At 63.4% G+C, this 15,823-nt stretch carries 9 protein-coding genes; 3 read left to right on the top strand and 6 right to left on the bottom strand.

Annotated elements, in window-relative coordinates; all coding sequences use genetic code 11:
* Nucleotides 1-16: 16 nt before the first annotated feature.
* Both QX071_RS24425 and QX071_RS24420 read right to left on the bottom strand, forming a co-directional pair.
* Complete coding sequence (locus QX071_RS24425) at nt 17-2,332, bottom strand: xanthine dehydrogenase family protein molybdopterin-binding subunit (protein ID WP_315706159.1); 2,316 nt, start codon at nt 2,330-2,332, stop codon at nt 17-19.
* Nucleotide 2,333: 1 nt separating this feature from the next.
* Entirely contained in the window at nt 2,334-2,786 is a 453-nt protein-coding gene (locus tag QX071_RS24420; protein ID WP_315706160.1) for a (2Fe-2S)-binding protein, read from the bottom strand.
* Between the two features lie 378 nt (nt 2,787-3,164).
* Here QX071_RS24420 and QX071_RS24415 point away from each other — a divergent pair, with 378 nt between their 5' ends.
* Both QX071_RS24415 and QX071_RS24410 read left to right on the top strand, forming a co-directional pair.
* On the top strand, nt 3,165-4,130 hold the full coding sequence (locus QX071_RS24415) for an amidohydrolase family protein (protein ID WP_315706161.1): 966 nt from the start codon (nt 3,165-3,167) through the stop codon (nt 4,128-4,130).
* Nucleotides 4,131-4,704: 574 nt separating this feature from the next.
* A complete protein-coding gene (locus tag QX071_RS24410; RefSeq protein ID WP_315701243.1) occupies nt 4,705-5,805 on the top strand; it encodes an IS4 family transposase in 1,101 nt (366 codons plus the stop codon).
* A gap of 382 nt (nt 5,806-6,187) precedes the next feature.
* Here the strand turns inward: QX071_RS24410 and QX071_RS24405 are convergent, their stop codons facing one another.
* The 4 genes from QX071_RS24405 to QX071_RS24390 all read right to left on the bottom strand — a co-directional run bounded on the left by QX071_RS24405 (nt 6,188) and on the right by QX071_RS24390 (nt 13,110).
* Nucleotides 6,188-7,090 carry a hypothetical protein gene (locus QX071_RS24405; RefSeq protein WP_315706162.1) on the bottom strand — a complete coding sequence of 301 codons (903 nt, stop codon included), beginning with the start codon at nt 7,088-7,090 and terminating at the stop codon, nt 6,188-6,190.
* Nucleotides 7,091-7,101: 11 nt separating this feature from the next.
* The gene (locus tag QX071_RS24400; protein ID WP_315706349.1) at nt 7,102-8,541 is read right to left on the bottom strand and encodes a hypothetical protein; all 1,440 of its coding nucleotides are present in this window, start codon (nt 8,539-8,541) and stop codon (nt 7,102-7,104) included.
* A 183-nt stretch (nt 8,542-8,724) separates the two neighbouring features.
* Nucleotides 8,725-11,847: a CusA/CzcA family heavy metal efflux RND transporter gene (locus QX071_RS24395; RefSeq protein WP_315706163.1), complete on the bottom strand. Its 3,123-nt coding sequence runs from the start codon at nt 11,845-11,847 to the stop codon at nt 8,725-8,727.
* 45 nt (nt 11,848-11,892) lie between these two features.
* A complete protein-coding gene (locus QX071_RS24390) occupies nt 11,893-13,110 on the bottom strand; it encodes an efflux RND transporter periplasmic adaptor subunit (RefSeq protein ID WP_315706164.1) in 1,218 nt (405 codons plus the stop codon).
* Between the two features lie 519 nt (nt 13,111-13,629).
* Here QX071_RS24390 and QX071_RS24385 point away from each other — a divergent pair.
* Nucleotides 13,630-15,819, top strand: a complete 2,190-nt coding sequence (locus QX071_RS24385) for a DNA/RNA non-specific endonuclease (protein WP_315706165.1) — start codon at nt 13,630-13,632, stop codon at nt 15,817-15,819.
* The last annotated feature ends 4 nt before the right edge of the window (nt 15,820-15,823 follow it).

Below are 15,823 nucleotides of genomic sequence, written 5' to 3'. Positions count from 1 at the left end.
GAAGGTCCGTTCCCTCTTACGCCTCCAGCTGCTTGCCGATCGGCAGCGCGCGAATGCGCTTGCCGGTCGCGGCGAAGATGGCATTGACGAGCGCCGGCGCGAACGGCGGCACGCCGGGTTCGCCGACTCCGCTTGGCGGTGTGTCCGCCGCCGGCGGCACGATGTACACGTTCGTGACCAGCGGCGCCTCGTCGATGCGGAGCACCGGGAAGTCGTCGAAGTTCTTCTGCTGCACACGGCCGTTCTTGAAGGTGATCTCGCCGTACTTGGCGAGGCTGAGACCCATGATCGCGGCGCCCTCGATCTGCGAACGGATGCGCTCGGGATTGACGTAGGTGCCGCAATCGATCGCCGTATCGACCCGCGGCACGGTCAGCTTGCCCTTGTCGTCGATGGCGACCTCGACGACGGTCGCGATGTAGCTGACGAAGCTGCGATGCACGGCAATGCCGAGCCCGTGTCCTTTCGGCAGCGAGCGGCCCCACTCGCCCTTCTCCGCGACCAGCTCGACCACCTTGCGCAGCCGCGCGGTGTCGATCGGATAGCTGGAGTAAGGCTCGCCGTAATTCCAGGGATCCTTGACCGAGGAGAGATCGACGTGCCGCGGCGAGCCGATCATCTCCAACAGCATGTCTTTCTGGTCGCGGCCCGCCGCCTGCGCGATCTCGCCGACCATCGACTGCACGGCAAAGGCGTGCGGGATGTTCGAGACCGAGCGGAACCAGCCGATCCGCGTGTGCGCGGCGGCTTCCGGATTCTCGCATTGGATGTTGGCGATCTCGAACGGCACGTCGATCAGCCCCATGCCGAGCTCGAACGGCGCCTGGTGCACCGCGCCGGCGGCGAAGGTCGAGGCGATGCTGGGCGCGACGCTGCGGTGGCGCCAGGCGATCACCTTGCCGTTCTTGTCGAGGCCTGCCTCGATGCGCTCCACCGAGACGGTGTGCAGGAAGTCATGCTGGACGTCGTCCTCGCGCGTCCACTGCACCTTCACCGGCGTGCCCAGCTCCTTCGACAGCAGGGCCGCTTCGAGCGCGAAGTCGCACTTGGACTTGCGGCCGAAGCCGCCGCCGAGCAGCGTCACGTTGATGGTAACGTTCTCCAGCGGGATGCCGAGCGTCTTCGCGACGTCTTCGCGCGTGCCGCCGGGACTTTGCACCGGTGCCCAGATCTCGGCCTTGTTGCCCGTCACGTTCGCCACCGCAACCGGAGGCTCCATGCTGACATGCGCGAGATGCGGAATGTAATACTCGCCGACGACCACCTTGTCGGCCGTCTTCAGCGCGCCGTCCACATCGCCCTCCTTGCGGACGATAAGGCCCGGCTTGCGTGCCGCCTGCTCGAGCTCGGCGCGATAGGCGACGGAGTCGTATTTCGCATTGGGGCCATCGTCCCAGACGATCTTGAGCGCATCGCGTCCCTTGATCGCCGCGCCGGTGTTGCGTGCGATCACTGCCACGCCGCCGAGCGGCTGGAATTTGGAGGGCCAGGGCCAGCCCTTGACCTCCATCACCTTTTCCACCCCGGAGATCTTCTGCGCCGCCGCAGCATCGAACGAGACGAGCTTGCCCCCGGTCACCGGCGGCCGCGCGATGACAGCGTATTTCATGCCCGGCAGGCGGATGTCGCCACCATAATGCGCCGCGCCCGTGGTGATGTCGTGCAGGTCGACGATGCTGATCTCGCCCTTGCCCAGATAGCGGAAGTCCTTCGGGTCTTTCAGCTTCAGCCCTTCGATGCCGGGCACGGACTCCTTGGCTGCGTCGGCGGCGAGATCGCCGAAGCCGAGGCGCCGACCGGTCGCGTCGTGGACGACCTCGTGCTTGACCGCCTTCACCTCAGTCGCCGGGACGCCCCAGCGCTTGGCCGCGGCCTGCTCCAGCATGGTGCGGGCCGCTGCGCCGATCTGCCGCATCGGCAGCAGATAGTGCCGGGTGCTGCGCGAGCCGTCGGTATCCTGGTTGCCGAACTTGGTTTCGTCACCATGGGCCTGCTGAACATGGACGCGGGTCCACTCCGCCTCCATTTCCTCGGCGACGATCAGCGGCAGGCTGGTGCGAACGCCTGTGCCCATCTCCGCCCGGTGCGCAAGGATGGTGACAGCGCCGTCAGGCGCGATGGCGACGAACACTTTCGGATCGACCACCACGCCGTGCGGCATCTTCGCGGCGCCGGTCTCATAGGCAAAGGCGGGACGCGACAGGATCGGAGCGGCGAGCACGAAGCTGCCGGCCAAGCCGAGGCCCTTCAGAATGTTGCGGCGCGATACGTTCTCGACCCTGATCGCTTTTTCAAAGCCGCGAGGCTTGTTCGAACTGGCGATGAAATTCATGTCACACTCCCGTAGATGCGAGATGGACGGCGTTCTCGATGCGCTGATAGCAACCGCAGCGACAGATGTTGCCCGACATCGCCTCGCGGATCTGGTCGTGCGATGGCTTGGGATTACTGGCGAGCAGCGCGGCGGCCTGCATGATCTGGCCAGCCTGGCAAAATCCGCATTGCGGAACGTTGACCTGACGCCAGGCCTTCTGCACCGGATGGTCCCCGGTCGGGTGCAAGCCTTCGATCGTCGTGACCTGGCGATCGGCCACGTCGGACACGGAGGTGATGCAGGCGCGCACTGCGTTGTTATCGACCATCACGGTGCAGGCCCCGCACAGCGCCTGGCCACAACCGAATTTGGTGCCGGTCAGGCCGACCTCGTCGCGAAGGAACCAAAGCAGCGGAAGATCGGGGTCGCCATCCCAGCTCTGTTCCTGACCGTTGATTTTCAGCTTGATCATGATCGTTCCTCGCTCTTCTTAAGCATCTCGGAAAAAGGATCCAAAGTCCCCTCCCGCCCGCGCTCCTGTAAGGCACACCTGCCCGACAGCAGACGGTCGGTCGTGTCGAAAATTGCTGCTCGACGTCTCTGCACCTGCTGAGGCTATCAGAGACATGGACGTTGCATAGACCTCACGACAATGTTCACGTGATGGTCATCATCCATACCGCATATGCTTGCATCCCGTGACCTGATGGAACTTCGCGCCGACCTGATTGCAGTCCTGATCGTCTTCTTTGTCCCTTGTTTCCTGTCGTGGAAGCGGTCACGCTTATCCGCAGAATGACGCATCATCCGCAACAACGAATGCGCCGCATCCTGCGGGGAGGACCTGATCGTGCTGAATCGACGCACCCTATTGCTCGCAAGCATCGCGGCCGGAATGACAATGCCTCAACAACGCGCGCAGGCGAAGGCGGCGCAGCCGTCGACGCCGGTCGACTTCGACGTGCCGGCGCATGCCTGCGATTGCCACACCCATATTCATGGCGATCCCGCGAAATTTCCGTTCTTCGCGGGGCGCGTCTATACGCCCGAACAGGCCTCGCCCGAGGAAATGGCTGCGCTGCACAAGGCGTTGCATATCGAGCGCGTGGTGATCGTGACACCGAGCGTCTACGGCACCGACAATTCAGCGACGCTGTTCGGCATGAAGGCACGGGGGGCGAATGCGCGCGGCGTCGCTGTGATCGATGACAAGACGCCAGAAGCCGATCTCGACCGGATGCAACAAGAAGGCTTCCGCGGCATCCGCATCAATCTCGCGACCGGCGGCATCAACGATCCCTCGGTCGGACGCGCGCGGTTCTCCGCCGCGGTCGAACGCATGAAGGCACGGGGCTGGCACATCCAGCTCTACACCAACACGCCGATGATCGCGGCGATCAAGGATCTGGTGACGGCCTCGCCGGTGCCGGCCGTGTTCGATCATTTCGGCGGCGCACAGGCCGAGCTCGGACTGGAGCAGCCCGGCTTTCCGGACCTCATCGAACTCGTGAAGAGCGGCAAGGCCTATGTGAAGATCTCCGGCGCCTATCGCGCCTCCAAGCTCGCCCCCGATTATCGGGATGTCATTCCCTTCGCCAAGGCACTGATCGAAGCCAATCCGGATCGCATCGTCTGGGGCACCGACTGGCCGCATCCGGACTCCACCATTCGTCCCGACCGCAAGCCGACCGACATCGCCCCGCTCTATCAGATCGACGACGGCCGGCTGATGAACCAGCTGCCGGTGTGGGCGCCGGATGCTACGATCCGCAAGAAGATCCTGGTCGACAATCCGGCCCGGCTCTATGGGTTTTGAGATTTGATGCAGCCAGCAAGATTTGCTTTGTCGTTGCTTCGTTGCTGCGCTCCTCGCAATGACGGCCATCGGCGCTGAAGCGCTCATTTCATGAACGACTTCAATGACAAGACCTGCTTCAAGAGGCCGCAGGAAAAATAAATCGCTTCTGAAAATCAGCAAATCAGTCGTATGCTACGCACCGTTCCGGTCCGGATGAGGGACGTACGCGTCGTCACGATACGTTGGACCGGCAATGCGGTGGACGTGAGAGCATCGCGCGCATCTTGCGCGGACGAGCAATGCTTTCATGGACGGCGAAATCGCGTGGTCCTGGCGCCCCGGTGCTGGCGCCCAGCGCGACGCGCATAGCGCGTCGTCGCGACACGGGGGCAATCAAGCCGGTCCCCGAGGAGAGCGCGTATAAGCCGTAAGCCATCGCGCAGGGAATGCCGGATGTCCCGGCTGAACCTGTGGTGACTGCCGCCTGCTTTTTCTTCTGCAGGCGGGCCATGGGTGAGGCCAACACCCGGCATTCCCCATAGGCGTTAAGTTTATGCTTGAGTGTTGGAATCCGCCGTGATTCGAACAGGGGATGGCAGACGAATCGCTCCTGAACGAGGACTGGACGAGAGTGGTTGCGCAGCTGGGCGGGGCTGCGCAGCTCGAGAAAACTGCGCGCCAGACGAAGGCCTTCGCGCGTCGGCGGCAGATTCCAGATGCGGTGACGTTACTTCGGCTGATGCTGGCCTATTGTTTGGGTGAAAGAGGGCTGAGATCGACAGCCGCATGGGCGGCTTCTGTTGGCCTTGCCGACCTCACCAGCGTGGCGTTGTTCTATCGGCTGCGTCAATGTGGTGATTGGTTTGCGGTGCTGGTGGAGGGCTTGCTCGCTGCGGCAGCTCCGAAGGCGAGCCAAGGCCGCCTGATCCGCATCATCGATGCGACGACAGTGCCTCAGGCGGGACCGGCTGCGCGCAAGAACAGTGAGCTTTGGCGCGTTCATAGCGCATTTGATCTGCCCTATGAGCGCTTTGGTCACTTCGAGCTGACAGATCAGCAAGAGGGCGAAACGTTTGACCGGATACCAGTGGTCAAGAACGAGATCCGCATTGCTGACCGCGCTTATCTGCAACCTGACCGCATTGCGGCCGTCCGCGAAGCCGGGGCCGACGTTTTGATCCGAGCGGGCTGGAAGAACGCACGTTGGCTTGACGCCAAAGGCCTTCCGTTCGATCTGATGGCCCAATTGCGTGCCGCGAAGGCGCGCGGACTGGTCGATCGGGAGATTTGGATCAAGCGCAAGGGCGGCGCGCCTCTGGCTATGCGTCTGGTCGCAATCAAGAAGCCCACCGGTGCGGCTGCTGCTTCTCGGCGTAAAGCCCGGCAAGACGCAAAAGATGAAAACCGCATCATCTCCAAAGAAACTTTGGAGGCTGCGGATTGGGTCATTCTGATCACGTCGCTCGCGCGGGACGAGTTCTCCACCAAAGATGTGCTTGCGCTCTATCGATTGCGATGGCGGATCGAGCTTGGGTTCAAGCGACTGAAGAGTCTGATTGGCCTCAAGACGCCGCCAGGAACCGATCCGCGCTCTGCCAAGCCCTACCTGCTGGCCCACCTCCTGATCATCCTGTTGCTCGAGCCGCTTGCCAGCGACTTCGAGGACTCTCCCCACTGGACGCAGGCCGCTTAACGACGCCTGGCGCTTGGCGGGTCCTGCAGCAGCTCGTTGCATCCTTGCTGCAAGCAATCATTCCACAACCAACCATCCGTTGCTTGCGCCGCAGAAAACGCGCGTTGGGGCGCCACCTTCGCGAGCCTCCTCGAAAACGCAAGTATCAATCGATGCTCGCGCTACCTTAACGCCTATGCGGCATTCCCTGCGCCCTCATCACTTTCGAAGAGGGCATGAACTTCACGGATCACCCGGACGCAACCAGCGCCGCGGGATTGCCGATACGCGTCCGCAGTCGTCGGAGACAACGACCATGCTGATGAATCCCAATCGCATGCCTGCGGCCATCGCGCTACGAAACCGGTGCCCTGCTCGCTGTCGTCTCCTTTCTCTTTTCGAGCTACGACTTTCCAGCCCCTGGCCCGGCAGGAGGTGCCCTCGTCCCATCGGCCTTGTCGTCGCGCAGCCAGCGGGCCGCCTTGCGGAGACCGCCGAAGGGAAACAGGTGGAAGCCTGTGATGGCTTGCGTATCCGCAGGCGGCGCGTCGGCAAGCCCGCACGCCACCTCGTCTGGTCCCGTTTCGGTCATCAGTCGGCCGTAGCGTCCAATCCGGTTGCGCGCCGCGCGCAAGGAATTGCCGACGCCGCAACGCAAGGCGAACTTCACCAACGTCGCAGGGGTGGCAGGACCGGCCAGCCCGATCGTGACCGGCAGCAGCACGCCGTGGGCGCGGAGCTGCCACAACCAGTCCAGGATCGGCGCGCTCTCGAAGCAGAACTGGGTGATGATGTTGATGGGAACGCCGCGCCGGTCGCTCCAGTCCTGCCAATCCAAAAGCAGCTTCAAGACGCCGGTTGGATCGAGGTAAGGATGGCCTTCCGGGTGGCCGGCCACGCTGACGCGCGCAAAACCGTGCTGTTCGATCAGGCCGGACTCGGCGATGTCGCGGCTCGCCTTGAACGGGCCCTTTGCAGCCAGCACGTCGCCCGCAATCAGCAGCAGCGATGTCACGTCGGCTTCGCCGCGCAAGCGGGCGAGAAAGTCCGCGAGCGCATCTTTGGAACTGATCTCGCGCGCAGCAAGGTGCGGGATCGGATTGAAGCCGGCGCGGCGCAAGGCGGCGGCCGTCTCGACATTATGATGATAGTCGTCGCCGGGCAGAAACGTGATCGAGACGCTGGTGCCCGGCGCAAAATTGTCTCGCAGCTCTGCAAGCTGGTGACCGCGCGAGGAGATCTCGACGGACGCCGCAGCGAGCAATCGCATCAGGCGCTGGGATGAGAGCTGGTCCTGCGCAAGCATCGGAGGCTCCCTCAGGCTGGCGCGCGGCGGCGCGAGATCACATAGGTCTCGTCATTGAACCAGAGGCCGCCATGCTTCTTGAGCACGCGGTCGGTGGCTTCGAGATAGCGGCCGTCGCGAACCACCTCGGACAGCCTGTTGTCCTCGATCTGGGCGACATAGATCGCCGCGTTCCAGGCTGCAAACAGCGTGGAGGTGCCGATCGGCCCCGACACCTCGTCGGGCAGCGTGTGCATGCGGTAGCGGAAGATCGACCGCGCGTCCGAGGATGCGTTGAAATTGTAATGGCGCGCGGCAGCGCCGAGCTCGTGCTTGACCTGCCGCAGGATGGCGTAACGGTCGGTGGTGAAGGGATTGTCGCCCGGCCAGACCTGATCGATGATCTCCATGCCGGGATCGTGGCCGTGGGAATGGATGCCGATCAGCCGCCCGCCCGGACGCAGCGCGCGCACCAGCGGCGTCACGACCTTCGAGGCCTTGAACGCGACGCTGGCGCGGGCGCGATAGGGCTGCGATGCAATGACGAGATCATAGTCGGCCCTCACCCGCCCCGGCCGCGGCATGATCGGATCGAGCAGGAACGAGTGATCCTCGCGCGACAGCGTCAGGATCACCGGCCGCTTGTAGACGGGATTGCCGGTGGTCGGGCTGATGCCGGCCCGCCAGTTCTCGGCCAGGAACGGCTCCAGCGCGCCGATCTGCTCGGCAAAGCCGTGGGCGGTGTTGCCGGCGAGCGCGACGTCCTTCCACAACAGGCTTTGGGCTGCGGTGGCCGAACGCGGCGTCAGCCACGGCGCTTCGCCATAATAGAGGTTGGTCACGACGACGACGGTCGCCGGATGTTCGAACAGCCGATCGGCCATCTTCTCCAGCATCATCCGCACGTCTTCGTAGGAGATCTCCTTGGCGACGACATAGAGCGGCATGGTGGGCAGGCGCGCATGCAGCGCCCGCATCACCCGAGACAGAACGGTGCCATCGCCGACGCCGGCATCGAACAGCCGCAGCGCCGGCGGCGCCGGCTGCAGATTGGAAAGCTCGAGCGAAATCCGGTTGGCGACCTCGGTCTTCTCGCTGCAGGTGGAGACGAACAGCAGATATTTCTGCCGGTTGTCGAAGAAGCGGAAGCCGGACGGCGCTGCGCCGGTATCCGCAGAAACCTCGCTGCGCGGCGCGATCGGAACGAGGGCCTGATCGGCCGGGCTGTCATGACCATTCCGTCCATGCGTCGCGAGATAGCCGCGCACCTTGTCCAGGGTGCCGGTGGTGATCCGGGCCCCATCGCGCAGCCGCGACACCAGCTTGCCGTCATTCACCGCCAGCCGGCCGAAGGTGGATTCCGAGGTCTTGGTGGCGCGGCAGAATTCCCTGATCTCGGCAAGCACCTGCTCCGAGGTGCCGATCTCGAGCCGTGCATGATCGGCGCTGGGACCCGGCTTGTGGCCCGACATGTGATCCGCCTTGGCGCGCGCGACCGCCGGCTCATCCACCCTGTGCTGGCGCTGTTCGGCGCGCATGGCGACCTCCTTGGCCGTTTTCTTGATTGGCATCAATCAAGGCGCACCGGCCAGGGGTCGTCAACCACAAAGGGAGTGGGCAAGATTTATGGGCATGTGCCCACATGCCCAAGGCAATTAGCGCGCACCGCGGCGCGAGAAGAACGAGATCAACACCGGCAAGGTGATCAGGATCACTATCGGCGCCAGCATCATGCCGGTGACCACCACAATCGCGAGCGGCTTCTGCACCTGCGAGCCGATGCCGCTCGACAGTGCCGCGGGCAACAAGCCGACGCCGGCCACCACGCAGGTCATCAACACCGGGCGGAGCTGCAACTCGCCGGTGCGGATCACCGCGGCGACGCGGTCGTAGCCTTCGTCGATCAGCTGGTTGAACTGGGACAGAATGATGATGCCGTCCATCACGGCGATCCCGAACAGCGCGATGAAGCCGATCGCCGCCGAGACGCTGAACGGGATGCCGGACAGCACGAGACCGACGACGCCGCCGAAGATCGCCATCGGGATCACGCTCATCGCGAGCAGCGTGTCGACCATCGAGCCGAAATTGAACCACAGCAGGATCGCGATCAGCGCCAGGCTGATCGGCACCACGATCGACAGCCGCTTGATCGCGTCCTGCAGATTGCCGAATTCGCCGACCCATTCGAGATGCGATCCCGGCGGCAGCTGCACCTGCTCGGCGACCTTCTGCTGCGCTTCCTGGATGGCGCTGCCGAGGTCGCGCTCGCGCACCGAGAATTTAATTGGCAGATAGCGCTCCTGCTGCTCGCGATAGATATACGCCGCACCGGAGACCAGCTTGATGGTGGCGACTTCGCTGAGCGGAATTTGGGTGACGCCGTTCGGCCCCTGCGCGCCGATACGCAAATTCTCGATCGCCTCGGCGCTCTTGCGATATGCCGGCGCCAGCCGCACGATGATCGGAAAATGCCGGTCGCTGCCGGGCTCGTAGAGGTCGCCCGCAGTGTCGCCGCCGACCGCGACCTTGATCGTGGCGTTGATGTCGCCGGGGGCGAGCCCGTAACGCGCGGCTTTGGCGCGATCGATGTCGATCTGTACGGTCGGCTGGCCGAGCGAGGTGAACACCGCAAGATCGGTCACGCCCTGCACGGTCGACAAGACCTGCTTGATCTTGTTGGCGGTGTCGGTGAGCGCCTGCAGGTCGTTGCCATAGAGCTTGATCGAGTTCTCGCCCTTCACGCCCGACACTGCCTCGGAGACGTTGTCCTGCAGATATTGCGAGAAGTTGAACTCGACGCCCGGAAAGCGGTCATCAAGCTGCTTCAGCAGTTCGGCGGTGAGCTGGTCCTTGTCCTTGGTGCCCGGCCACTGGCTGACCGGCTTGAGCGGCGCGAAGAACTCGGCGTTGAAGAAGCCGGCCGCGTCGGTGCCGTCGTCGGGACGGCCGTGCTGCGAGACCACGGCCTCGACCTCGGGCCGCGCGCGGATCAGCTTGCGCATCTCGTTGACGTACTGATTGCCTTCCTGCAGCGAGATGGTCGGCGGCAGAGTGGCGCGGATCCAGAGATTGCCCTCTTCCAGCTTGGGCAGGAATTCGAGGCCGAGCAGCCGGCCGAACACACCCGTCATGACCACGAGCCCGACGGCGCCCATCATCACCAGCTTGCGGTTGCCGACCGCCCAACGCAGCACCGGCCCGTAGAGCCGATGCAACAGATGCATCAGGCGCGTCTCGGTCTCCTGGACATGAGCAGGCAGGATGATGGCGCTCAAGGCCGGCGTCACCGTGAAGGTCGCCAGCAGGCCTCCGGCCAGCGCATAGGCATAGGTGCGCGCCATCGGGCCGAAGATGTTGCCTTCGACGCCGCTCAAGGTGAACAGCGGCAGGAAGGCGGCAATGATGATGGCGGCGGCAAAGAAGATCGAGCGCGAGACGTCGGCCGCCGCGGAGAGGATCGCGTGGCTCTTCATGCCCATCATCGTCTCGGGCGAGATGTGACTTTCCTCGACCTCCGACAGCGGCGTGGTCTGCGTCAGTCTTCGGAAGATCGCCTCCACCATGATCACGGTGGCGTCCACGATCAGGCCGAAATCGATTGCGCCGACCGACAACAGGTTCGCGGACTCCCCGCGCAGCACCAGGATGATCACGGCAAAGAACAGCGCAAACGGAATGGTGGCGCCGACGATCAGTGCGCTCCTGAGATCGCCCAGGAATATCCACTGCAACAGCACGATCAGGAGAATGCCGACCACCATGTTGTGCAGCACGGTGTGGGTCGTGGTGTCGATCAGGTCCTTGCGGTCGTAGATCCGTTCGATCCGGACACCCGGCGGCAGAATGGTGGAGTGGTTGATCTGGTCGACCAGTGCCTCGACCCGGGCAATCGTCGGCGAGCTCTGCTCGCCGCGCCGCATCAGCACGATACCCTGGACGATGTCGTCATTGTCATTGAGGCCGGCAATGCCAAGCCGCGGCTTCTCGCCAACGGTGACGGTCGCGACATCCTTGACCAGCACCGGATTGCCGCTCGTCTGCGACACCATCGTGTTGGCGAGATCGTCCATCGAGCGGATCAGGCCGACGCCGCGCACCACAGCCGATTGCGTGCCGATCTCGACCGTGTTGCCGCCGACATTGATGTTGGAATTGCTCACCGCCTGCAACAGCTGCGGCAGGGTCAGCCCGTTGGCGACCAGCTTGTTGTTGTCGACCTGGATCTCATAGGTCTTGGTCTTGCCGCCCCATCCGGTGACGTCGATCACGCCGGGCACGGCGCGAAAACGCCGCTGCAGCACCCAGTCCTGCAGGGTCTTCAGATCCAGCACGCTGTAACCAGGCGGGCCTTTCAGCCGATAGCGATAGATCTCGCCGATCGCGCTCAACGGCGAAATCTGCGGCGTCACGTTGCCCGGCAACGGCGACAGCTGCGAGAGCCGGTTCAGGACCTGCTGCAACGCCTCGTCATAGGTATAATCGAACGAGAACTGCAGCTTGACGTCGGACAGGCCGTACAGCGAAATCGTGCGGATGGTGCGCAGGTTCTTGATGCCGGCGACCTGGGTCTCGATCGGGATCGTGATGTAGCGCTCGATTTCCTCGGCCGACAGGCCCGGGCTTTGCGTCACGACGTCGACCATCGGCGGCGTCGGATCGGGATAGGCCTCGATGTTGAGCTGCTTGAACGCGATCAGGCCGCCGGCCAGGATCGCGATGAACATCCCCACCATGAGGAAGCGCCGCTGCACGGCGATGGCGACCAGGCGATCCATTCAGGTTCAGGCTTTCACCGCGTTGGGAAGAGTTGGACCCGCACGTCAGCTACCGGACGCGGCACGGTCGATGAACAGGCTGCCCTTGGTGACGATCTGCTCGCCGGCCTTCAGATTGCCTTCGACGGCGACGAGATCGCCATTGACGAGGCCGGTCTTGATCTTGCGCAGCTCAAGCGACTTATCCGGACGCGCGACCCAGACACGCACCTGGTTACCTTCGTAAATCAAGGCCTGCCGAGGCACCGCCGCGGCGGGTCGATCGCCCGGCGAATAGATCGTCACATTGGCGAACATTTCCGGCTTGAGCAGGCCGTCCTTGTTGTCGATGGTGGCGCGAACCAGGAGCCGGCGGGTGGTCGGATCGATCGCTGCCGCCACATAGTCGATATTGGCCTTGAGCGGATGGCCCGGCAGCGCCAGCACGCTGACCGAAATCTCCTCCCCCACATTGACGACTGCCGCATCGCTTTCGCGGACAAAGGCGATCAGCCAGACCGTCGAAAGATCGCCGATCACAAAGACCGGATCGCTTGCGCCGGCCTGGACATATTGGCCGGGGCCGACCTTGCGCTGCACGACGGTGCCCGTGATCGGCGAGTTGACCGTGATCTCGCGGTCGATTGTGCCTTTGGCTTGGAATTCGGAGACCGCCGCATCGGAGTAGCCAAGGATGCGGAGCTTGTTGCGGGCGGCGTCCAGCGCGGTCTGGGCCGAACGCATGTCGTTCTGGGCCTGGACGAAGGTCGCTTCCGCCTGCTGGAAATCCTTGAGCGGAACTGCCCTGCCCTCGAACAGGTCCTTGGCGCGCTTGTACTGAATCTCCGCCAGGTCCTGCGCCGACTTGGCCTTGTTCATCGCCGTGATCGCAGTGATGAAATCGTTCTGCGCCTGCACGGTATCGGCGGCTTCGATCACGAACAGCGGCTGGCCCTGCTTGACGGTCTCGCCCGGCTTGACCAGCAGCTTGGTCACGCGGCCCGCATACGGGGAAAATACGGGGGTCGAGCGATCCTCATCGACCGCGACCTTGCCCTCAGTCACGTGTTCCGCCCGAAAGATCTTGTCACACACCGGCTCGACGGTCAGCGTGGCCCATTCGGAGGGCGACGGCGTGAACGTCTGGCCTCCCTTGCGCGACTGGCTGGACAGCTCGAGGCTGTCTTTTTTCGGTGTTTGACCGAATTGCGTGAAGCCATAGGCGCCCGCAGCGGCGAGCGCAAAGGCCGCCAAGCCGATGATCAGCCCTTTTTTACTCAGCATCTGCGGAGATTGGTTCATGTCGGCACTATGGCCCATCCACCTTACATTCGCCTTACGGGGACGCCGGCGATGACCGTTCTTTCTGCGCTAATAGTGCGGAACCGTTGTTCTAAACAACCTAAAAATCGCCAAAATCACCTCCGTTCTGGGTTAAAAATTTGAAACTTCAATGACAGGCGTTCATCCACCGTTCAGCTCATTTGGCTTGCCCCCTGGGCCGCCGTTGCGACGCATCACGCGAACGCCTCGGGGCGGCCACGTCGCCGGCGGTATAGGCGGCGGATTCGAACGTCTCTCCCTCCATCAGCGTCGACCCGCAGGTGCCGCGCGGAGCGAGTTTGCATCCGAAAGTCCGTTGCCTCGAACTCAAAGGCGCAACGACCAAGTCGTTTAATTCCAACTCGCATTGTCTCACGACTAACTATTGATCCACGTCAAATTGAAGATTGCATTAGTATGGAGGCTCAACCTTAGGATTCGCACCGAAGGTGAACTATGCAGCGTTCGAATGCAGAGCGAGTGAAGTCGTACCTGGAGCTGATTTCGCGCAAGAAGGATCCGGACAGCCTCTTGAAAGCGGCGGAACCGGCGGTGAGTGGCCTCGAAATGGCCGAAGCCCCCGAAGCGAGGAATGCGCGAGCCGGCTTCGAGATGCTGCTGAACAAGCGCGAGCCCTCCCCCGATCAACTGGTCGGCATGGAGGCCATTATCATTCCCAAGCTTCGACCCGCGATCGATATCATCGACGGCAAGTTCGAGGTCTCCCACCATCTGTGGCAGAAGCTCACGACCGACGCGGCGATCCGCACCCGCATCGAGGATGTGATCCCGTCGGTCGGCCGCATCGAACTGCCGGACAACCCGGATTATCCCTATGGCGGGACCGGTTTCGTGGTCGGCACCAACCTCATCATGACCAATCGCCACGTTGCCGCGATCTTTGCTCGCGGCTTGGGCAATCGGGCGATCGCCTTCCGGACGGGCTGCAAGGCTGGGGTCGATTTCCTGCACGAACGCGGCCGGCCGACCGGACCGACGTTGGTGGTGCGGCGCGTAGTGATGATCCATCCCTATTGGGACATGGCAATCCTGGAAGTCGAGAACTTGCCGGCCGGCCGCAAGCCGCTGAAGATGTCGCTTGCAGATATTTCCGATATGGACGGACACGAGATCGCCGTCATCGGCTACCCGGCCTTCGACCCGCGCAACGATGCGGCGGAGCAGGACCAACTGTTCGACAAGGAGTATGGGGTCAAACGTCTCCAGCCGGGACAACTCCACGGGGTGTCGCCGACCGAGAGTTTCGGCAAGATTGTTTCTGCGGGAACGCACGATTGTTCCACCCTCGGCGGCAATTCGGGTTCATGCGTCATCGACCTCGCGAGTGGTGAGATTGTCGCGCTGCATTTCGGCGGCCGCTACCAGGACAAGAACTACGCGGTGCCGATGTTCGAGTTGGCGCGCGACGGACGCGTGGTTGATCTGGGAGTCAATTTTGCGAGCGGCGCGCCGGGCGGGACGCCGGCCTGGTCCGACTGGTGGAGCAAGGCCGATCTCGCCGGGTTTTCCGATGAAGATGTGACGGCGGATCAGACTGCTCAGGCGCCCGCACCGCGCCCATCCGCCGACGTGAGTCAGAGCGTGGTACGGGCGACGGCTGACGGGATCACGCTGGAAGTACCGCTGCAGATCACGATACGGCTCGGCGCGCCATCCATCGTCGGCAAGCCGAGCGGCACTGAGGCTGCCCCGGCCGGCGGCGGGGCCCTCACCGAGGCCATGGTGGAACCGTTCCGGGATACGAACTACGCATCCCGCACCGGATATGACAAAGACTTTCTCGGCGCCGAAATCCCGATGCCGGAAGCGGCCGATCCGAGCGTGCTGGCCACAACGCGTCTCGGTGGAAACATCCTGCCCTATCAGAACTTTTCGATAGCAATGCATGCCGCGCGCCGCCTTGCGCTGTTCACGGCCTCCAACGTCACCGCCGACCCACGGCTGAAGCGCCCGGATCCCAGCAAGAAGTACACCCGCAAGGCATTGTCCGGGCTCGGCGACCGCGACCAGGAGCGCTGGTTCGTCGATCCGAGACTCGAAGAGAAGTTCCAACTTCCGGACGTATTCTTCACGCGCGATCGCGGCGCCTTCGACAAGGGGCATATCGTCCGCCGTGAGGATGTCGCCTGGGGCGAGACCTATGATGATCTGCGGCGCGGCAATGGGGATAGCTATCACGTGACCAACTGTTCGCCGCAGACCGCCGAATACAACCGGTCGGGCAGCGGCGTGGACAATTGGGGTGATCTCGAAAACCATGTTCTGGCATCCGCCGCCAGCGAGAAGCTCGCGCAATTTGCCGGGCCGGTTCTCGATGCAGCAGACGAGGTGTTTGTCGGAGCGGGCGGCGGCCGCAACAAGATCAGAGCCAAGATTCCGGCGCGCTTCTGGAAAGTCATCGTGGCCTCGACGGCCGACGGGCTGGCGGCGTTCGGTTTCGTGCTCGAGCAGGACCTGTCCTCCGTGGAGTTCGAATTCGTCGTGCCCGCCGAGTTCGCGCCGCACATGTATCCGCTCTCCGAGATCGAGGCGATGACGGGTGTGCGGTTTCCAGCCAACGTGCGCGCTGCCGACCAGTACGACACGCTGCGCGGCGCCGAGGTGTCGATGCGCTCAGGCGCCAAGCGCCGGCGGCTCGAGCGACGTTGAAAGC

This window comes from Bradyrhizobium sp. SZCCHNS1022, from assembly GCF_032484835.1.
GTDB lineage: Bacteria > Pseudomonadota > Alphaproteobacteria > Rhizobiales > Xanthobacteraceae > Bradyrhizobium.
This window is presented reverse-complemented; position numbering and strand designations above follow the sequence as displayed.